The sequence below is a fragment of the Actinorugispora endophytica genome, from assembly GCF_004363075.1.
Classification (GTDB): domain Bacteria; phylum Actinomycetota; class Actinomycetes; order Streptosporangiales; family Streptosporangiaceae; genus Actinorugispora; species Actinorugispora endophytica.
Genome location: NZ_SNYN01000004.1, coordinates 217777 through 237051 on the forward strand (window position 1 = coordinate 217777; position 19275 = coordinate 237051).

Consider the following 19275-nt stretch of genomic DNA (forward strand, 5'->3'; position numbering starts at 1 on the left):
GTGGTGCACAACGCGGCTCCATGGGACCGTGCGGAGCACCCCGCCTGAGCGGGGGCCGCACGCGGTATTCCGCGAAGGCTTGGGTTAGAGCCCGGGGGACACTTGCTACCACACCGGCCAACAGAGACTCTAACCCATCGAGAGGCCCCGATGTTCCCGGAAACCCCGCCGCGGGTGTGGGAAAGGGAACGGGCCCCGGAGAGAACCTCCGGGGCCCGTCCGACGTCGTCCGCTCAGACCTCTTCGCGGCAGATGCGGGTCATCTCGTCGCGCGAGAGCACCTTGACGCGCTTGCGGCCGCGGGACTCGCCCAGGGACTCCTCGTGCGCCTCCAGGCGCTTCCAGCCGTCCCAGGTGGTGAAGGGGACGCCGCGCTCGTGCAGCAGCCGGGTGAAGGACTCGGGGTCCGGGTCGGCGGCGGGGGAGAAGGCGTCGCGGTCGGCCACCAGGTTGCCGACGGTCTCCAGCGCGTCGCCCTTGGTGTGGCCGATGAGGCCGACCGGGCCGCGCTTGATCCAGCCCGTGGCGTAGACGCCGGGCATCGGCTTGTCCTCGATGTCCAGGACGCGGCCGCCCTCGTTGGGGACGACGCCGCGGTCCTCGTCGAAGGGCAGGTCGGCCAGGGGGGAGCCGAGGTAGCCGATGGCGCGGTAGACGGCCTGCACCTCGTAGTCGAGGAACTCGCCGGTGCCGCGGGAGTTTCCGGTGCCGTCCAGCTCCATGCGCTCGGTGCGCAGCCCGGTGACGCGGTCCGGGCCCAGGACCTCCACCGGGCGCTGCAGGAAGTGCAGGTGCAGGCGGCGCGACTCGCCCCGGGGGTCGCGGATCGCCCAGTTCTGCAGGACCTTGACGTTGGTCTTGATCTGGTTGGAGTCCTCGATCGCGGCGAGGCTGGCCTCGTCGAGGTCGAACTCCTCGGGGTAGACGATCACCTCGACGCCGGGCTGCTTGTCGAGTTCGCGCAGCTCCATCGGGGTGAACTTGCCCTGGGCGATGCCGCGGCGGGCGAACACGTGCACGTCGGTGATCCGCTTGTCGAGCAGGTCGCGGTGCACGTTGTCGGTGATGTCGGTCTCGAGCAGGTCGTCGGCGTGCTTGGCGAGGATGCGCGCCACGTCCACCGCGACGTTGCCCGCGCCCAGGACCGCGACGCTGGTGCCGTCGACCTTCCAGGAGTCGGGGACGTCGGGGTGGCTGTCGTACCAGAAGACGAAGTCCGCGGCGCCGTGGCTGCCGGGCAGGTCGATGCCGGGGATGTCCAGCGGCCGGTCGCGGTCGGAGCCGGTGGCGAAGATGACGGCGTCGTAGTGCCGGCGCAGGTCCTCCAGCTTCAGGTCGACGCCGTACTCGACGTTGCCGAGGAAGCGGATCTGGGGCTTGTCCAGGATCTTGTGCAGCGCGCCCTGGATCTGCTTGATGCGGGGGTGGTCGGGCGCGACCCCGTAGCGGACCAGTCCGTACGGCGCGGGCAGCTTGTCGAGAATGTCGATGCTGAGCGGCGTTCCGGCGGCGGCGAGGGTCTCGTCCTTGGTCAGCAGGTCTGCGGCGTAGATACCCGCGGGTCCCGACCCTACGATTCCGACTCGCAGTGGACGCGTCATCGGTTCTCCATCCTTCGCGTCTACTCGGGCGGCACGGTCGGTGCGAGTCGTGCCGCGCACCGTGGTCGACCACGGCACGATAAAATAAGGCTAGGCTTACCTAATTATAGCGGAAGAAGATTTTATCCACTTAACCGACTACAAAGATAGACAACCCTTGGGGGCGTTCGACCGCCCGGGGCGCGTAATCACGGTCACACCCGGTTCGCGCACGTCACGCGCGTGAACCCGCCCTCACAGGGTGGACAACGCGGAGCGGAGCCGATTCCAGTCCGCGGGCGCGTGTGGCTTAACTCACGCCGCGGTCCCGTGTGGAGGGCGGGGCGAGGTGGTCTCGGCCTTGACCGAGGAGGCGAACCGCGCCACCCGCTCCTGGCCGGACAGCCTCTGGATACCGACCATGATCGCCTCGGTGGCCTCGCGCCGGGCGCGCGCCCGGTCGGCCTGCCCCTCCCACGCGGACAGGTCCACCGGGGCGCCGAAGCGGACCCCGATCCTGCGCAGCGCGGGGATCCTGCGCCCGGCGGGCAGGATCTTCCGGGTGCCCGACAGCGCCGCCGGGACGACCGGGGCGCCCGAGCTGAGCGCCAGCCAGGCCAGGCCCGTCTGCCCCTTGTAGAGGCGGCCGTCGGGGGAGCGGGAGCCCTCGGGGAAGATCCCGAACACCCGCCCCTCGGCGAGCGCGGCGAGGCTGCTGTCCATCGACTCCTGCGCGCTCTGCCCCGGCCTGCGGTCCACCGGGACCTGGTCGATGGCGCGCAGCGCCCGCGTGAAGGCGCGCTGGGCCAGGGTGGCCTCGGCGAACAGCTCCTTCTTCGCGATGAAGACGATCGGCCGGGGGAGCACCACGCCGAGGAACAGCGGGTCGATGTTGGACAGGTGGTTGCAGGCGAGGATCACCGGTCCGCGCGCCGGGACGTGGTGCAGGCCCTCGGCCCGGATCGGCCACAGCGCGCGGGTCGTCGGTCCGATGATCGACCTCGCGGCCCCGTACAGCGACACTGCCCGCATCTCCTCGTATCGGTCCTCCGCGCGAACCGCTGTCGCACGCCGAACCGAAACTCTAGCGGTGTCTCGGAACCCTGTGGTCAGAAGGCGGCCGAAGGGCGGCCCGCGCTACAGTTTGGTCTAGACCTATTCGGGGCGAGAGACGAGGGCCGGCAACATGGGGCGTCTGATCGATGTCAGCCACCAGATCGTGGCGGGTATGACCACCTATCCCGGGCTGCCCGCCCCGGTCATCGAGGAGCACCTGTCGTTCGACGAGTCGCACGGGACCTACGCCCCGGGCACGGAGTTCACGATCGGGCGCATCTCGATGGTCGGCAACACCGGCACCTACCTGGACACCCCCGCGCACCGCTACCGCGACGGCTCGGACCTGGCGGACCTGCCCCTGGAGAAGGTCGCCGCGCTCCCCGGCGTGGTCGTGGACGTGGCGGGCCGCGAGGCCGGGCCCGAGGCGTTCGAGGGCGTGGACGTGGCGGGCCGGGCCGTGCTGATCCGCACCGGCTGGGACCGGCACTGGCGCACCGGGGCCTACGGCGGTCCGGGGCACCCCTTCCTGACGGAGGAGGGCGCGCGGCTGCTGGTCGGTGCGGGCGCGGCGCTGGTCGGTATCGACTCGGTCAACATCGACGACACCTCCTCGTACAGCGCGGGCGCCCGCCCGGCGCACTCGCTCCTGCTGGCCGCGGGCATCCCCGTGGTGGAGCACCTGTGCCTGCTGGGGGAACTGCCCGCCGAGGGCTTCGAGTTCTTCGCGGTCCCGGCGAAGGTGCGCGGCATGGCCACCCTGCCGGTGCGCGCGTTCGCGATCGTCCCGTAGGAGCGGTCCCCGCCGCTCCCGGCACCGGGACGGGAGCGGGGCTCAGAGGTCTCCCAGGATCTCCTCGCGGGCGCGGCGCTGCTCGCGCTGGACCCGCCGCTGCTCCTCGGCGGCGGCGTCGCGCTCGTCGGTGGCCATCGCGGTGCGCATCGCCGTGGCCAGGGCCCGCAGCTCCAGGTTGACGCGCGGGTAGTCCGCCAGGCGGGGCAGTGCTCCCAGGCGGGGGGCGCGGCGCTGCTCCAGGGCCGCGCCCAGCTCGCGGAACGCCAGGTCCAGGCGCTGAAGGGTGATGTGCGAGGCCGGCGGGGGGTCCTCCAGGGCGAGCGCGGACAGCGCCAGGTAGCCGGTGCGCTGGGTGGCGATGACCACCGGCCACAGCGGCCGGGTGTGCTCGGCGCGCGGCACGTCCCCCACGGCGCTGTCGTAGACGCCGCGCAGGCTCACCAGGTCGCGGCGCAGGTCCCGGCGCAGCCGGTAGCGCCGCTCGGGGGTGATCCGCACGTCCGGGTCCAGCGCCTCCACCATCACCGAGCGGGACGTCTCCAGGGCGGTCGCGATGGTCTGCGGCAGCCGGGCGGCGGAGGCGCTGCGCCACAGCAGCAGCGCGCCCAGCACGCCGACGAAGGAGCCGACGACGGTGTCCACCAGGCGGGCCTGGACCAGTTGGTCCACCGGGTAGGGCGCGGCGGTGTAGGCGACCATCAGCGCCATGGGGGTCAGCGCGATGCTCGCGTAGAAGAAGTTGCGGGCGATCACCATCTGGGCCAGCCCCTGCAGGAGCGAGGCGCCCACGATCACCACGGCGAGCGGGGGGTCCAGCGTCAGGATCCCGGCGCCGATCACCACGCCGATCGCGGTGCCCAGCGCGCGCTGGGCGGACCGGTTGGCGGTGAGCACCACGTTGCCGCCCTGCAGGACCGAGGCGGCGGTGATGGACACCCAGTAGAACCGGTCGAAGCCCAGCAGGATCGCCAGCATCCCCGCCGCGGTCACGGTGATGCCCATGCGCAGCGCGGTGGGGCGGGTCAGCGATTCGCGGCTCAGCCCCGAGCGCAGGGCGTCCAGGACCGGTGGGGTGCGGCGGTCGTGCAGTCCGGCGCCGCGCCCCTCCTCCTCGTGCTCGCGCTTGCGGGCGCTCTGGGCGGCGCGTGCGAGGTGGCTGTACAGGCGCGACTCGAAGGAGCGCGGGCGCAGGCCCTTGCGCGCCTCGTCGAGCGCGTCGGGGGAGGGCGCCAGGTCGGGGCGGCCCACCGCGCGGGCCAGCTCGTCGGCGAAGTCCGCGGCGGCGCCGGGCAGCGGCTCGGAGCGGGACAGCGCCACCTCGGTGGCGGTCAGGTGGATGTCGGAGACCCAGCGCAGCAGCGCGCGCAGCCGGGCGGCGCGGGCGGTGTCCCGGTAGCCGCGGGTCTGGGCCTGCAGCATGATCCGCCAGGCGGTGGAGACGGCCAGGGACGCCTGGTGCTGGACGTGGTCCAGACGGGGCGTTCCGATGGCCCGCAGCAGCGCGCCGAGCTGGCGGAACGCCGCGGCGACCGCGCGGTTCTCGGGGTTGCGGGCCCGGAACAGCGCGCCCGACATGGACACCAGCCAGCCGATCCCCGCGCCGATCGCCGCGACCCCCGCGTGCTGGGGGACCGCGCCGATCCCGCTGGGCACGATGGTGGTGATGGCGCAGACCAGCACGAAGAAGAAGGGGCCGGGCGGATCCACCCGCAGCGACTGGCACGCCCAGGTGGCCACGCCCGCGACCAGGCCGATGGCGGCCGCCGCGGTCCACAGGGAGAACGAGCTGAGCGAGCCGAGCGCGACACTGACGACGAACCCGGCGGCGACCAGCGCGAGCGAGACGGCGCGGTGCGCGTAGGGGGTGTTCTTCTCGTACAGCGCCGTCATCGACCCCAGGGCCGCCAGCGACCCGGCGGCGGGGTCGAACAGGAACGAGACCAGCGCGAACGAGGTGCTCATCGCGACGGCGGCCCTGAGCCCGGCGGTCCACGCCCACCGGCCGGTGGCCAACCCGAAGAGGGCGTGCGGGTCGATCCGCTGCCGGGGCCACTCCGAGACCTTGGCCCGCACCCGCCCGGGCGGTCTCCACTCGTAGCCGTTCCCGCCGCCGCTCGCCCCCTGATCATGCACGGTCCCAATGGTAGGACGAAAGTCCCGTACCGCATCACTTCGGTCTCCCGGACCAGGACCTCTCCGTGGAGTCCCCGGGGCGGGGCCGGGCCCGCCCTCCCGGAACGATCACGGGCTTTCCGCCCTTCCCGGCCCCGAAACGGGCAGAAAGCCCACGACCGTCAACGGAACCACCGGTGCCCGATTCACCCCCGCGCCGGACGCCCCGTACGGGGCGTCCGGCGCGGGGGGTGTGCGTGCTGGGTCGAAGGTCACTCCTTCGGGGCCGGAGCGGCCGCGCGCAGGTGCCTGAGTTCGGCCAGGGCCTCGTCGAGTTGGGCTTCGGCGCGCTCGGCGCGGTGCAGGGTCTGGGCGCGGGCGTCCTCCAGGGCGGACAGGCGCTGGGCGGCGGCCTCCTTGGCCTCGGCCAGGGTCGTGGCGAAGGCGTCGCGCTGCTCCCGCAGGTCGGCGGCGGCCCGCTCGCGGGTGCGGTCCAGCTCCGCGGCCAGGCGGTCGAGGTCCGCGCGGACCGCGGCGGCCAGGGCCTCGGCGCGCTCGGCGGCCGCTTCGGCGCGTTCGGCGCGTCCCCGGGCGTCGGCGCGTTCGGCGGTCAGCCCGGCGAGCCGGGTCCGGTTCTCGTCCAGCTGCCCGGTGAGCCGGGTCCGCTCCTCGGCCGCCCGCTTCTCGGTCTCCTCGACGAGCCGGTGCGCTCGGGTGCGCTCGTCTTCCACCTGCGCGGCGGCTTCGGCCCGGGCCTGCTCCACCCGCCGCGCGGCCTCGGCGAGGGCGGTGTCGCGTTCGAGCGCGGCGGCGTCGCGCTCGGCGGCGCGCTCCTCGGCCAGGGCGGAGGCCGCGTCCCGTTCGGCCAGGGCCTCCTGCCGCGCGGTGATCGCCTCGTCGGCCATCCGCTCCGCCGAACCCGCGGCGGAGATCGCCGTCGCGGCGGCCTCCGCGGCGCGCGCGGCCTCGGCCTCGGCGTCCCCGCGGGCCCGTTCGGCGGCGCGCCGCTTCTCGTCGGCGGCCAGCCGCGCCGCGTCGGCGTCCGCGATCCGGCGGGCGGCGGCCACGCGGGCCGCCTCCACCTGGGCTTCGGCGGTGGCGGGGTCGGCCATGGTGGTGAAGGTCGCGGTGGCGGCCTCCAGGGTGGCGGCGAGTTGCTCGGCCTGCACGGCGAAGCGGGTCAGCAGCTCGTCGGCGCGGAGGCGCGCGGTGGTGACGGGGGCCGGGTCGCCGGAGGGGGCGTCGGCCGGCGCGGCCTCGGCCGCGCGCCGCTCCTCCTGGGCGGCGAGAGCCTCCTGCTGCAGGCGCTGGCGTTCACGCCAGGCGCGCCAGCGGGTGTGCTCGGGGAGGTCGCAGTACTCCGGCGGCCTTCCGGGGGAGGAGTCCCGCGGGACGGGGCGGGCGCATCCGGGGAAGTTGCAGGTGTTGGAGTCGCTGTCGGCCACGCCGACGAGAGTAGCGGCTCGGTCGGTGGACGGCACCGCCCGGCGCGTCGGATCCGCGCCGGGCATGGTGCCGACTGCGCCCACGCGCGAGCGGTCGGTACGCGCGGTGGGCTCGGAGCCGGTGGATCGACGCCGCCGGGTCGACGACGGCGGACCCCTTCCGGTCCGACCCAAACCTACCCGCGCCCGCGTCCGGCGCGGACGAGCCGAACGCGGAGGCGCTCCCAGAACCGTCGAATCGGCTATCGGAATCCGTCAGGAGCTGCGAATACCCGCGTCCTGTGGTGCTCGTCTCACAAAGGGGGAGAGACGCGTCAGGGGGCCGCCGCGCGCAGGTAGTCGGGGAGCGCGGTGCCCGGCGCCATGGCGGGGTCGGGCACGGGGGCCTGGCGGACCCGCGCCAGCGGGAGCAGCCCGGCCCAGTGCGCCAGTCCCATGTCCTCGGGGTCGTCGTTGACCCCGCCGGAGCGGATCTTGGCCGACACCTCGCGCAGGTCCAGCCGCAGCACGGTGGTCATGGCCTGCTCCTTGGGGGTGGGCGGGCGGCAGTCCGCGGCGCGGCCCGGGAGCATGTGGTCGATCAGCGCGGCGAACGCGAGGGAGACCTCCTCGGGGTCGGTGACCTGCCTGGCGGTGCCGTGGGCGACGACGGAGCGGTAGTTCACCGAGTGGTGCAGGGCGGAGCGGGCCAGCACGATGCCCTGGGGCAGGGTGACGGTCAGACACACCGGGAGCCCGTCGCCCGCCGCGGTCCGCATCGGTCGGCTGCCGGTCGAGCCGTGCAGGTAGAGGCGGTCGTCGACCCGGGCGTAGATGGTCGGCAGCACGACGGGCGCGCCGTCGACGACGAAGCCCAGATGGCAGATGAAGTCCGCGTCCAGGACGGCGTGCACCGTCGCGGCGTCGTAGCGGGCGCGGTCGCGCTTGCGGGTGGGTGTCGTGCGCGGGGTCGGGGGGTAGTCGGAGACGGGTTGCGCGGCGTCCACGGCGCTCCTTTTGTATGGATACAAAAAGTATTATGTATGGGTATGTTAGCAGGAGGCCGCCGGCGGGGGAGCCGCCGTGTGGCCGGCGGGCGCGCGGCGGCCGCGCGAACGCCGGTGGGCCGGGGACGATCCGTCCCCGGCCCACCGGCGTTCGCCTCTCGGTCCGTCAGTCGTGCGGGCCCGCTCCGATGCGCGACACCATGGTGGTCACGAACGGGCGGAAGCCCTGCTCCTCGTAGAAGCGGATGGCCTCGGCGTTGCCCGCCACCGCGGGCAGCTCCATGTCGCGGACCCCGATCGCGCCGAGCTGGCGGCGGACCTCGTCGAGCAGGCCCCCGCCGACCTGCGAGACCGAGTAGTCCGGGTGCACCGAAAGCGTCTGCACGACCGCGACCCGCTCGCCGCGGTCCCACGACCCCTGGTGGTCCGCGCGGACGGTCACCATCGCGTATCCGGCGTCCTCCCCGTCGTTCTCGGCGACCAGGGCGATCGTGTCCGGGTCGGACATCCACTCCAGGTACCGCTGCCGACGCCGCCGCCACGACTCGTCCACGCCCACCGAGCTGATGAGGTCGTCGAGGTGAGACGCGATCATCGTGTGATGCCGGTGCAGCGCGCCCCAGAGCTCTGCCAGTTCCTCCACCTCGAAAGGGCTCAGGTATCGGAAGCGCAGCACGCCCGAAATCTCGACGCGAGGTTTGGTATCCAACGAAGTTTGCATCTTTTTCTCACCTGTTCCCCACCGTATGGCGCGTACCACCCAGTCGTACTGGTTCAGACCACTACAGGTACTGAGCTGTGCTGTGAGCCTACTTCCCGCAAACGGGCGGACTGCGCGGCAATTCGGGGAAAAGGAAGGGGCTCGTGCCGATTAAGAAAATTTTGAAGAATTTAACCCGCCCGATGTGGCGGGATGGGTGTGTCACCGTGGCGCGGCCCGGCCCTCCGGTCCGGTTTTCGGGGCGGGGTGCACGGTGAGTGCAATGAATCACGCCGGGGTTGTCGTTTTGTCGTGTTTTTTCGCTCTTGCGACTCATTTTTCTCACTTAGGGTGATCCCATGATTGATGTGCGGCGGTTGCAGTTGTTGCAGGCGCTCGACGAGCACCACACCGTGGCGGCCACCGCCGAGGCGTTGCAGGTGACCCCGTCGGCGATCTCCCAGCAGTTGGCCGCACTGGCCAGGGACACGGGGGTCGCGCTGGTCGAGCGGAGCGGTCGCAGGTTCCTGCTCACCGGCGCGGCCCGGGTGCTGCTGGACCACGCCGAGGCGATCTTCGCGGAGATGGAGCGCGCGGAGGCCGACCTCGTCCGGTACTCCCAGGGGGAGATCGGGGTAGCCAAGGTCGGCTCCTTCGCCACCGGGATCTCCGACCTGATCGCCCCGGCGGTCGCCGCCCTGCGCCGGACCCAGCCGGGCTGGCGCTTCTCGATCGTGCAGGCCGAGCCCGAGGAGAGCACGGAGATGCTGCGCACGGGAGGGCTCGACATCGCCGTGACCATGTCGTCGGTGCACCTGCCCCCCACGGGCACCCCCGGCTACCAGATGCACCCGATCATGGTCGAGCCGCTGGACGCGGTGCTGCCCTACGGGCACCCGCTCGCCGCGCGGGCCGAACTCGACCTGGCGCGCGACCTCATCGACGCGGACTGGATCATGTCCGCCCCCGGAACCGCCTGGTTCGACTGCGTCGCGGCGGTCTGCAACCAGGCCGGGTTCCAGCCACGCGTCGTACACACCGTGGACGAGTTCAGCGCGGTCTTCTCCCTGGTCATGGCGGACCTGGGTATCGCGCTCATGCCGCGGCTGGCCTGGAGCGGGCTGACCGCGCGCAACGTGGTGGTGCGCGCGGTGCGCGGCGGCCCCCAGAGGCACATCGTCGCGCTCACCCGCAGCGGCGCCACCCCCGAACCGCTGCTCACCGCCATGCGCCAGGCCGCCAGCAAGGTCCCGGTCCCCTCGACCGGGAACCTGATCCTCGGCGTCTAGGGAAGCCCCGGCGCGGGGGTGTCCCGGGCATCGGTGCTTCGGGTGGGCCTTTCGGCCTCGCGCCACGCGGATCGCGGGGTCACGGCGGGCGGCGACGGCGGGGGCGGGTCGGGGCCGCGCCCACGACGTCCGTTTCGCGTGGTTTCCGTTGGTGATCTTGCTGTTTCCCCCGAGAACCTTGATTTCGGGGGGAAACGGCAAGATCACCGGACATTCGAGGGCCGGTTCCGCCCCGCTCGGAATGATCGTGGGCTTTCCGCCCTTCCCGGCCCCGAAACGGGCAGAAAGCCCACGACCGTCAACGGAACCCTCACGCAACGGACATTGCCCGGCGGGGGATGCCACGGGTCACAGGGCGTCGTCGGCGTCCGGCGGGTCGAGGACGCCGCGGGCGGTGCGGCGCAGGGAGTCCGCGAGGGTGCGCAGGGGGCGCCAGGCCCAGGCGCCGGTCCGGGCGGCCAGGTAGATCCGGCGCACCCCGGCCAGGTCGCCCAGCGGGGTGTGGGTCACGCCGCGCCGCCGGGGCGTGGCCGCGAGCTTGGGCAGCAGGCCGACCCCCCACCCCGCGGCCGCGAGCGCGCTGACCGCCTCCAGATTGTCGATGCGGTGCCGGATGAGCGGCCGGAACCCCGCCGTGGCGCACATGCGGCGCACGAGCTCGTCCTCGTCGCTGCCGCGCGAGTTGGCGATCCAGAAGGCGTCCGAGAGGCCCCGCAGCCGTTCGCGGGTCATCGTCCGGCGCCCCGTGGCGTTCTCGGAGGACTGGACCAGCAGCAGCGGTTCGGAGCCGATCCGGTGCAGCGTGATGTCCTCGGGGACCTGGCGGGGGACCAGGCTGTACTCGTAGACCAGTCCCAGGTCCGCGCCGCCGCCGCGCAGTAGTTCCAGCGCCTGGTCGGGTTCGTGCTCGATCAGGCGCACCTCGATGCCCGGATGCTCCCGGCGCAGCCGGGTCAGCGTGGGCAGCACGACGGGGACGGCCATGCTGATGAACGTCACCAGGTCGACCCGGCCGGCCGGAGGCCCCTCGCCCGCCATCTCGGCCTGGGCCGCCTCCACCCTGGCCAGGATGCCCACCGCGTGCTCGGCCAGGCGGTGCCCGGCGGGGGTCAGCCGCACCCGGCGCCCCGAGGGGGTGAGCAGCCGCACCCCGGCCTCCCTCTCCAGCACGGCCAGGTGTTTGGAGATCGCCGAAGTGCCCATCCCGGTAGCCTCCGAGACCGCGCCCATCGTCCCCAGGCGCTCCAGCTCGACCAGCAGCCGAAGGCGTGTCAAATCCATCCGCCAAAACTACACGTTTCGTACGCCAACAGTGCCTGGACAGCAACAGACGGCGGGACGCACATTGGTCGGGTGATCATCTCTCCCCACTCCCTGTTTCAGCGTGCCCGAACGCGGGTGCCCGCGCCGGTCCTGCTGCTCTTCGGCATGGTCGTGCTCCAGGCGGGCAGCGCCTTCGCCGTCCGGCTGTTCGACTCGGTGGGCCCCGGGGGCGTCACCTGGCTGCGCCTGTCGTGGGCCGCGCTCGTCCTGCTCGCCCTGGGCGGCCGCCCCCTGTGGCGGGCCGTGCGCGCGGCGCGGCGGCGCGAGCTGGGCGCGGTGGCGCTGCTGGGCGCGGTCAGCGCCGGGATGATGGTCGCCTACTCCGAGGCCGCGGCCCGGATCGACCTGGGGACGGCCACCGCGATCGAGTTCCTCGGCCCGCTGGCCGTGGCCGTACTGGCCATGCGCCGTCGCCGCGAACTCGCCTGGATCGCCGTCGCGGTCGCCGGGGTGCTGTGCCTGACCCGGCCGTGGACGGGCGAGGCCGACCTGGTCGGGGCGGGCTTCGCGCTGGCCGGGGCCGCCTGCGTGACGCTGTACATCACGCTCGCCCAGAGGGTCGGCTCCAGCTTCACGGCGGTGCACGGCCTGGCCCTGGCCATGACGGTGGCGGCGGTCGTCACCACGCCGCTCGGCCTGCCGGGCGTCGTCGCGGCCCGGGACGGCCGCGCCCTGGCGGCCGTCCTGGCCGCCACCCTGGTGATCGCGCTGCTGTACCCGCTGCTGCCGCTGCTGCTGGAGATGGTGGTCCTGCAGCGGATGAGCCGCACCGCCTTTAGTACCTTCGCCAGCGTGGAACCGGCGATCAGCCTGCTCATGGGGGTGCTCGTCATCGCCCAGACGCCGGCGCCGGTCCAGCTGGCGGGCATGGCGCTGGTGGTCGCCGCGGGGATCGGGTCGGCGCGCGGCGACGCCGCGGGCCGGCGGGTCGACCCGCCCCGGCCGGGCGGCGACGCCGACGCGCGGGCCCCCGAGGCGGGGAGGGACCAGGAGGAGGCGCGGTGGCGGCGGGACGCGGTCCCCGTGTGATCATCACAACAGCCGCGGGCGCGTCCGTTTCGAGCGCCGAACGCCGACGATACGGCGGTTCGGCGCTCCCCGCGTATCCGGGAGCGGCCGTCAGTCCTCCCTGCGGCGGCCCCCGTACTTCTTGTGCGCCGCCTGCTTGCTGACGCCCAGCGCCGCGGCGATCTCCGCCCAGGTCGCGCCCTGTACGCGGGCGCGCCGCACCTGCACCGCCTCCACGCGCTCCAGCTCGGCGCGCAGCCGCGCGGTCGCGTCGAGCGCCGCGAGCGGGGACTCCCCGCCCGCGGCCTCGGCAAGGGTGCTGATCCGCTCCGGCTCCATGCCCGAGAATCTACGCCCAGACCGGCCCCGACGACAGCGGGAGCGGGCGCGCCGGTCTCGGAGCGTCTGTTCTATCCGTTAATGTCGGGCCCAATCATGGGCGCTAAAACTGATCTGGAACTTCTGCGCGCTTTCGAGCCGGTTCTGATGTACACCAAGGGCGAACTCTTCTTCCCCACCGATGTCGAGGCGTACCTGCGCTGCTGCAGCCTCTGGCTGGACCTTCCGGGGGGCGGGGAGAGCGAGGTCGTCCCCGCGGGCGAGCTCACCCTCGAACGCCTCGCGGGGGCCTCCGCCGAGTGGCCCGGCCAGTACCAGCACCTGCGGTTCGTGCAGAAGGCGTCACTGCGCGCGGAGGCGCGCCGCTTCCGCCGCACCACCCGCCTGGTCATCCCCAAGAGCGGCCGCCTGGCCGCGGTCGGGGTGTTCGGCCGGGTCCTGGACGTGCTGATGAAGCTGTCGCTGCTGATCCGGGGCGCCGTGCCCGGGGGGCTGGCCGCCGCTGCCGCCACCCGGTACCGCGACCGCCTGGACACCGGCGACGCCACCTACTACGGCAGGGTCGTGCGCGAGGGCGGCTACACCGTCCTGCAGTACTGGTTCTTCTACGCGATGAACGACTGGCGCTCGGTCTACGGCGGCGTCAACGACCACGAGGCGGACTGGGAGAAGGTCACCGTCTACCTGGTGCAGACCCCCGAGGGCGGGTACCGCCCGGTCTGGGTGGGCGCCTCCTCCCACGAGTACCTGGGCGACGACCTGCGCCGCCGCTGGGACGACGCCGACCTGAGCCGCGACGGCGACCACCCGGTCGTCTTCGTCGGGGCCGGGTCGCACTCGCACCAGATGCTGCCCGGCGACTACCTGATCCAGGTGGACCCCGCCTTCCTGCGCGGGGCCCTGCGCGCGTGGCACCGGTTCACCGCCCGGCTGCTCCCCTCCTCCAGCCCCCTGGTCCGGCACGGCATCGGGGTCCCGTTCGTGGACTACGCGCGCGGCGACGGCGTGCGCGTGGGACCGGGCGGGGAGCGCGAGTGGAACGCGGTCGTCATCGACGACGAGACGCCCTGGCTGCGGGGGTACCGCGGGCTGTGGGGGCGCGACACCCGCGACTGGTTCGACGGGGAGCGCGCGCCCAGCGGACCCCGCTACGAGCGGGACGGAACCGTCCGCCGCTCCTGGGCGGACCCCCTGTGGTGGGTGGGGCTGCACAAGGTGTCGCCGCACCCGGCGGCCGCCCGCGGGGAGCTGCTCGCGCACCTGGACGAGCTGGACACCAGGATCGCCGAGGCCGACACCGCGATCCTGGCGGGCCGCGACAGGCTTCGGCGCATGGCCTCGGCCGAGATCGTGCTGAGCCGCCACGCGCACACCGAGGCGCGCGCGAAGGACTACCGCGCCAGGATCGCCGAGGCGGAGAACGACCTCGCCGCCCTCTACCGCGAGCGCACGTCCATGGTGGACGAGCGCGACATCCACCGCTCCGCGCTGGAGAGCGGGGAGCCGCTGATGCGCGCGCCCCAGGCGCACCTGAAGTCGCCGCACCTGCCGTACGCCTCGGGGCAGCAGCGCACCACCCGCTTCCTGCACGTGTGGGCGGCGCTGAGCACGCCGCTGCTGATCATCGCGCTGGGGGCGATCCTGCTGACCCTGCGCGGCGGCCTGGCGCTGCCCGCGGTGGTCGGGATGGTGGTGGTGTTCGCGGCCTTCGACGCCTTCGCCCGGCGCAAGCTGATGCCCTTCCTCACCGCCCTGGCGGTCGTCGTCGTGGTGGTCGGAGTGGTGGCCGCGGTGATCGTGGCGTTCCTGGCGAACTGGCGGATCACCATCCTGGTCCCACTGGGCCTGATCGTGGTCCTGCTGCTGGTCGTGAACATCCGGGACCTGCTGCGCCGCTGAGCGGCCCGCGCCCGGCCCCCCGCTGGGTGTGCTCGGGGCCCCGACGACGGTCGGGGCCCCGAGCACACCCAGCGGGGAGACGGGTCAGGGCGGGGGGCCCGCGTCGCGGAAGCGCGGGCCGCGGTCGCCCTCCTCGGGCGGGAGGTCGGGGGCCAGCGTGGGGCGGCGGGGGCGCCAGGACACGAACTGCAGAGCCAGGGCGACCAGCCCGATCACCATCAGGATCCAGCCGATCATGTGGATGTCGAGCGCTCCGACGCTCTCGATCCGGATGGCGAACGCCAGTACCGCTCCAAGGGCGATGAACAGCAGACTTCCGGCTATACCCATGTGGGGGTCCCTTCACGTCTCGGCGTGTCGGGACCACTACCGATTACGAGGCCGTCCAAACAACGCCCTTCCCGTACTAGGGTTGGGGCCGTAGTGCGAGATCGACGACCACGGACGCGGGAGGTGAGGCCGACCATGGGCCAACCTCCTAGTACGCCCTAGGGCGCGTCGCGGAAGGACTTCCCGGGTAGCCGAGCGCCGCCCGGAGGCGCGGGCCGGGAACGGCTCCTCCGGACACGCCCGAGGCCCCTGTCCAGCGTCCCCGCGCCCTCCCGCGGAGCGCGCCCCCGACGGCCGCGGCCGGACGTGCGCGTTCTCCGCGGGGCCGCCTACGAACAACGAACTCGCCCTGGGAGCTCCCATGTCGCACCGCCGTATGCGCTCGTGGCTGCCTAGCCTCCGCCCCACCGCCCCCGCCGCCGACCGGCACACCGACGCGCCCGAGTACTCCATGGACCCCCGCGCGGACGAGGACGTCTCGCCGCCGATGGAGGACAGCGTCATCGACGCGGGCGTCTACGTGGACGGCCGCCGCGAGCCCGGAAGACCCGGGATCGCCGAGCTGCGCCCCGCCGTGCCGGACCGGCCCGGCGCCATGGCCTGGATCGGGCTGTTCCAGCCGTCCGAGACGCAGCTGCTGGCGGTCGCCGACGAGTTCGGTCTGCACGAGCTGGCCGTGGAGGACGCCATCGTCGCCCACCAGCGGCCCAAGCTGGAGCGCTACGACGACACCCTGTTCGTGGTGCTGCGAGCCGCGCGCTACCTGGACGACGTCGAGGAGGTGCGCTTCGGGGAGATCCACCTGTTCGCGGGCCAGGACTTCGTGCTGACCGTCCGGCACGGCCAGGCCCCCGACCTGGGGGGTGTGCGCCGACGCCTGGAGGGCGACCCCGACCTGCTGCGGCTGGGCCCCGAGGCGGTGCTGTACGCGGTCCTGGACGCCGTGGTGGACGGCTACGCCCCGGTCGTGGGGGGCCTGCAGAACGACATCGACGAGATCGAGACGCAGGTCTTCAACCGCGACCCCCAGGTGTCCAGGCGCATCTACGAGCTGTCCCGGGAGGTCATCGAGTTCCAGCGGGCGGCCCGGCCGCTGCTGGACATCCTGGCCGCGCTGGAGGCCGGGTTCGAGAAGTACGGCACCAGCGAGGAGCTCCAGCGCTACCTGCGCGACGTCGCCGACCACGCGACCACCGTCGCCGAGCGCGTCGACGCCTTCCGCCAGATGCTCGGCTCCATCCTCGCGGTCAACGCCACCCTGGTCAGCCAGGCGCAGAACGAGGAGATGCGGCTCCTCACCGAGGCCAGCTACGCGCAGAGCGAGGAGGTCAAGAAGATCTCCTCGTGGGCGGCGATCCTGTTCGCGCCCACCGTGGTCGGCGGCGTCTACGGGATGAACTTCGACATCATGCCCGAGACCCACTGGAAGTACGGCTACCCCATGGCGGTCGCCCTGATGTTCGCGGTCAGCGTGGTGCTGTACACGATCTTCAGGCGCCGCGGCTGGCTCTGAGGAAGGCCCTCCGAGGGGCCCGCGCGGCCCCGAGAACCAGGCCGGAGGGCGGTTTCGCGGCATAGGGTCGGGGGACCGGGGCGCGGGCGGAGACGATTCTGGAGGCGACGATGGCTGAGTACGATCTGGTGGTCGTGGGCGGTGGACCCACCGGCGAGAACGTGGCGGACCGGGCGGTGAGCGGGGGGCTGAGCGTCGCGCTGGTGGAGGCCGAACGGGTCGGCGGCGAGTGCTCGTACTGGGCGTGCATGCCCAGCAAGGCCCTGCTGCGTCCGGCCGCGGTGCTGGCCCAGGCGCGCGCCGTGCCCGGGGCCGCCGAGGCCGTGACCGGCTCGCTCGACGCGGCCGCGGTGCTGGCGCGCCGCGACGAGGTCGTGTCGGGCTTCGACGACGCCGGGCAGGCGGAGTGGCTGAGCGGGGCGGGGGTCTCCCTGGTGCGCGGCCGCGCGCGCCTGGCGGGGCCGCGCGGGGTCGAGGTGACGGGGCCCGACGGGGGAACGAGTGAGCTCACCGCCCGGCACGCCGTCGCGGTGTGCACCGGGTCGGTGCCGTTCGTCCCCGGCGTACCGGGCCTGGCGGAGGCCGGGTTCTGGACCTCCCGGGAGGGCACCGCCGCGAAGGAGGTCCCCGAGAGCCTCGTCGTGATCGGCGGCGGGGTCGTGGCCTGCGAACTCGCCTGGGCGTGGCACTCGCTGGGCGCGCGCGTGCACATGCTGGCGCGGGGCGGCCGCCTGCTGTCCGGGAACGAGCCGTTCGCGGGGGAGCGGGTGGCGGAGGCGCTGCGCGCGGCGGGGGTCGAGGTGCGCACCGGCGCCGACGTGGTCGAGGTCGCGGGCGGGGCGGACGGGCGCACCGTGCGTTTCAGGGACGGCTCCGGCGAGCACCGGGTCACCGCCGCGGAGGTCCTCGTCGCCACCGGTCGGCGCCCCGCCACCGACGGGCTGGGGCTGGAGACCGTCGGCCTGGACGCGGCGGCGCTGGCCGACGTGGACGACAGCTGCCGGGTGCGCGGGGTCGAGGAGGGCTGGCTGTACGCCGTCGGCGACGTCAACGGCCGCGCCAACGTCACGCACATGGGCAAGTACCAGGGCCGGGCGGTGGGCGACGCGATCGCGGCGCGGGCGCGGGGCGGGGAGGCCGCCCCCGAGCCGTGGTCGCGCTGGGCCGCCACCGCCGACCACCACGCCGTGCCGCAGGTCGTCTTCACCGAGCCCGAGGTCGCGGCGGTGGGCCGGACCGAGGAGGCCGCGCGGGAGGCGGGACTGCGGGTGCGCGCGGTCGAGTACGACCTCGGGTGGGTCGCGGGCGCGGGCCTGTTCGCCCCGGGGTACGCCGGGCGCGCCAAGATGGTCGTCGACGAGGACCGGCGGGTGGTGGTGGGATGCACCCTGGTCGGTCCGGGGGTGGGCGAGCTGGTCCACGCCGCCACCGTCGCCGTTGTGGGGGAGGTGCCCCTGGAGCGGCTGTGGCACGCGGTTCCGGCCTTCCCCACGGTGAGTGAGGTGTGGTTGCGGCTGCTGGAGGCGTACGGCCGCTGAGCCAAGGGACATCCGACGGGGCCCCGGCGGAATTTCCTGTGGACAACACTGTGTTTTCACAGTTTTTCGCCGTATGACGGGAGCGCGGTCGATACGATCGCGAATGCACGGTGCGTATCCGAGCGTTGTCGAGAGGGAGGTGTGGCGGCGTGTCCGGACAGAGCCGGGAGTCCTTCCCGTGCCGTGAGGCCGTGGTCTTCGCCGTGCGCGGTGAGATCGACATCGCCAACGCCGCCCGGCTGTGCGCGGGGCTCCTGCAGGCCACCGACCGCCCCGAGTGCGGCTGCCTGGTGGTGGACCTCTCCAGGGTCGGGTTCATCGATCTCAGCGGCGTGCGCGCGCTGATGGAGTGCTACCGCATCCTGACCAGGGAGGGGCGGCACATGGTGCTGGCCGAGCCCTCGTCTCCGGCGGCCCGCATCCTCGACGCGCTCGACATGGGGCAGACCTTCGAGATCTATCCGATCGTGGAGACCGCCCTGGTCCACACCGGCCGCCAGCGTTACGAGGAGGGCCCCTTCACGGGGGTCTCCGGAGCGGACTAGGGAGTCTCCGGAGCGGGGGTGGTCCTTGTACCGCCCCCACCCGGGATGATCGTGGGCTTTCCGCCCTTACCGGCCCTGAAACGGGCAGAAAGCCCACGACCGTCAAAAACCACCGGTGCGCGAATCACCCCCGCGCTGGAGCTTCCCCAGCGTCCCGCGTCCGTTCCTCCCGCTGATCGTGGCCTTTCCGGGGGCTCGGACGCGTCCGAGCCCCCGGAAAGGCCACGATCAGCGGGAAAACGCTAGGCTCCCGACAGCTCCAGTTCCAGGACGTGGGAGACCAGCTCGATCATCACCCGCTTGACCGACTCGCGGTCGCGGGCGTCGCACAGCATCACCGGGACGCCGGAGTCCACGTCCAGGGCGATCCGGACGTCACCGGGCATGTGCGAGCGGATCCCGTCGAAGCAGTTCACCGCGACGATGAAGGGAACCCCGCGGCGTTCGAAGAAGTCGATGGTCTCGAAGCAGTCCTCGAGCCTGCGGGTGTCGGCCAGGACGATCGCTCCCAGGGCGCCCTCGGCCAGTTCGTCCCACATGAAGGAGAAGCGACGCTGGCCGGGCGTGCCGAACATGTAGATGACGGTGCGCGCGTCCAGGGTGATCCGGCCGAAGTCGAGGGCGACGGTGGTGGTCGTCTTGGACTCGACCCCGTCGAGGTCGTCCACTCCGATGCTCTCGGCGGTGATCAGTTCCTCGGTGTGCAGCGACTCCACCTCGCTCAGCGCCGCCACCAGCGTGGTCTTCCCGGCGCCGAACCCACCGGCCACCAGGATCTTCAACGCGTCGGGAACGGTCCCGGCCGTGTCGGACATG

17 protein-coding genes are annotated in these 19275 nt (G+C 73.0%); 7 read left to right on the top strand and 10 right to left on the bottom strand.

All coding sequences use genetic code 11. From position 1 onward, the window contains the following. Positions 1-233: 233 nt before the first annotated feature. Together EV190_RS08495 and EV190_RS08500 are read right to left on the bottom strand one after the other, a co-directional pair. On the bottom strand, positions 234-1601 hold the full coding sequence (locus tag EV190_RS08495; RefSeq protein ID WP_133740919.1) for an FAD-dependent oxidoreductase: 1368 nt from the start codon (positions 1599-1601) through the stop codon (positions 234-236). Between the two features lie 294 nt (positions 1602-1895). Then, on the bottom strand, positions 1896-2603 hold the full coding sequence (locus EV190_RS08500) for a lysophospholipid acyltransferase family protein (RefSeq protein WP_133740920.1): 708 nt from the start codon (positions 2601-2603) through the stop codon (positions 1896-1898). Between the two features lie 163 nt (positions 2604-2766). Here EV190_RS08500 and EV190_RS08505 point away from each other — a divergent pair, with 163 nt between their 5' ends. Next, complete coding sequence (locus EV190_RS08505) at positions 2767-3429, top strand: cyclase family protein (RefSeq protein WP_133740921.1); 663 nt, start codon at positions 2767-2769, stop codon at positions 3427-3429. Between the two features lie 42 nt (positions 3430-3471). On the opposite strand, the gene EV190_RS08510 is transcribed toward EV190_RS08505, so the two are convergent. The 4 genes from EV190_RS08510 to EV190_RS08525 form a co-directional block, all read right to left on the bottom strand. Continuing rightward, the gene (locus EV190_RS08510; RefSeq protein WP_394345501.1) at positions 3472-5565 is read right to left on the bottom strand and encodes an FUSC family protein; all 2094 of its coding nucleotides are present in this window, start codon (positions 5563-5565) and stop codon (positions 3472-3474) included. A 251-nt stretch (positions 5566-5816) separates the two neighbouring features. Further along, positions 5817-6989 carry a hypothetical protein gene (locus tag EV190_RS08515; protein ID WP_133740922.1) on the bottom strand — a complete coding sequence of 391 codons (1173 nt, stop codon included), beginning with the start codon at positions 6987-6989 and terminating at the stop codon, positions 5817-5819. A 314-nt stretch (positions 6990-7303) separates the two neighbouring features. Beyond that, complete coding sequence (locus EV190_RS08520; protein WP_133740923.1) at positions 7304-7975, bottom strand: pyridoxamine 5'-phosphate oxidase family protein; 672 nt, start codon at positions 7973-7975, stop codon at positions 7304-7306. A gap of 166 nt (positions 7976-8141) precedes the next feature. Beyond that, complete coding sequence (locus EV190_RS08525) at positions 8142-8696, bottom strand: GNAT family N-acetyltransferase (protein ID WP_133740924.1); 555 nt, start codon at positions 8694-8696, stop codon at positions 8142-8144. A gap of 338 nt (positions 8697-9034) precedes the next feature. On the opposite strand from EV190_RS08525, the gene EV190_RS08530 reads away from it, so the two are divergent. Then, positions 9035-9964 (top strand): LysR family transcriptional regulator, encoded by a 930-nt coding sequence (locus tag EV190_RS08530; RefSeq protein WP_133740925.1) that lies wholly within the window; start codon positions 9035-9037, stop codon positions 9962-9964. 348 nt (positions 9965-10312) lie between these two features. Here the strand turns inward: EV190_RS08530 and EV190_RS08535 are convergent, their stop codons facing one another. Further along, positions 10313-11245 carry a LysR family transcriptional regulator gene (locus tag EV190_RS08535; protein WP_133740926.1) on the bottom strand — a complete coding sequence of 311 codons (933 nt, stop codon included), beginning with the start codon at positions 11243-11245 and terminating at the stop codon, positions 10313-10315. A gap of 72 nt (positions 11246-11317) precedes the next feature. On the opposite strand from EV190_RS08535, the gene EV190_RS08540 reads away from it, so the two are divergent. Then, positions 11318-12316 (top strand): EamA family transporter, encoded by a 999-nt coding sequence (locus EV190_RS08540; RefSeq protein ID WP_394345502.1) that lies wholly within the window; start codon positions 11318-11320, stop codon positions 12314-12316. Between the two features lie 90 nt (positions 12317-12406). On the opposite strand, the gene EV190_RS08545 is transcribed toward EV190_RS08540, so the two are convergent. Then, positions 12407-12634: a hypothetical protein gene (locus EV190_RS08545; protein WP_133740927.1), complete on the bottom strand. Its 228-nt coding sequence runs from the start codon at positions 12632-12634 to the stop codon at positions 12407-12409. Positions 12635-12730: 96 nt separating this feature from the next. On the opposite strand from EV190_RS08545, the gene EV190_RS08550 reads away from it, so the two are divergent. Further along, positions 12731-14533 (top strand): hypothetical protein, encoded by a 1803-nt coding sequence (locus EV190_RS08550; RefSeq protein ID WP_133741008.1) that lies wholly within the window; start codon positions 12731-12733, stop codon positions 14531-14533. Between the two features lie 84 nt (positions 14534-14617). Here the strand turns inward: EV190_RS08550 and EV190_RS08555 are convergent, their stop codons facing one another. Then, positions 14618-14863, bottom strand: coding sequence for a DUF6458 family protein (locus EV190_RS08555; RefSeq protein ID WP_133740928.1), 246 nt, complete (start codon positions 14861-14863; stop codon positions 14618-14620). 361 nt (positions 14864-15224) lie between these two features. Here EV190_RS08555 and EV190_RS08560 point away from each other — a divergent pair, with 361 nt between their 5' ends. The 3 genes from EV190_RS08560 to EV190_RS08570 all read left to right on the top strand — a co-directional run bounded on the left by EV190_RS08560 (position 15225) and on the right by EV190_RS08570 (position 18459). Then, positions 15225-16376 carry a magnesium and cobalt transport protein CorA gene (locus tag EV190_RS08560; RefSeq protein ID WP_243742441.1) on the top strand — a complete coding sequence of 384 codons (1152 nt, stop codon included), beginning with the start codon at positions 15225-15227 and terminating at the stop codon, positions 16374-16376. A 110-nt stretch (positions 16377-16486) separates the two neighbouring features. Continuing rightward, positions 16487-17914: a dihydrolipoyl dehydrogenase family protein gene (locus tag EV190_RS08565; protein WP_133740929.1), complete on the top strand. Its 1428-nt coding sequence runs from the start codon at positions 16487-16489 to the stop codon at positions 17912-17914. Between the two features lie 149 nt (positions 17915-18063). After that, positions 18064-18459: an STAS domain-containing protein gene (locus EV190_RS08570; RefSeq protein WP_133740930.1), complete on the top strand. Its 396-nt coding sequence runs from the start codon at positions 18064-18066 to the stop codon at positions 18457-18459. A gap of 242 nt (positions 18460-18701) precedes the next feature. On the opposite strand, the gene EV190_RS08575 is transcribed toward EV190_RS08570, so the two are convergent. Continuing rightward, a complete protein-coding gene (locus EV190_RS08575) occupies positions 18702-19274 on the bottom strand; it encodes a GTP-binding protein (protein WP_133740931.1) in 573 nt (190 codons plus the stop codon). Position 19275 lies beyond the last annotated feature (1 nt).